This window comes from Flavobacterium sp. GQ95, assembly GCF_059758655.1.
The window spans coordinates 1-332 of sequence record NZ_JCAXEB010000078.1 but is presented as its reverse complement, the minus strand read 5'-3'; the positions used below and the strand labels follow the sequence as shown (position 1 = coordinate 332).

General features: G+C 29.5%; 1 protein-coding gene. It reads right to left on the bottom strand.

All coding sequences use genetic code 11. The annotated features are described in order from the left end of the window. The coding region (locus AC6CH4_RS26000) for a hypothetical protein (RefSeq protein WP_498108239.1) at positions 1-226 on the bottom strand (226 nt) is incomplete at its 3' end. Between the last annotated feature and the right edge of the window lie 106 nt (positions 227-332).

The following is a 332-nucleotide window of genomic DNA, read 5'->3' as shown; positions in this document are numbered from 1 at the left end:
TAGAAACACTCGAAAAGTGATTAGTGTAAATGCCTGTGTTTTCACAACAGAATAGCCATTGGTTTATGTCGCATTTTTTAATCAGATTCTCAATAAATAACGAGATACTTTTGGGGTTGTTTTCTATGATAAAATACTCTGATTTAAGAGTTAAACTATCAAGAATATTAATATCCAATTTTGATTTTGAGATATCTATACCCACATGAAATAAATACTTTTTCATAACTTTGAATTTAAGATAAACAAAATGTTGAACTTCTTTAGAGCCTTTATTAGACCGCCATGTCTATCATTCTATTTGAAGCAATTCAACGGGATTCAAGGAGAAG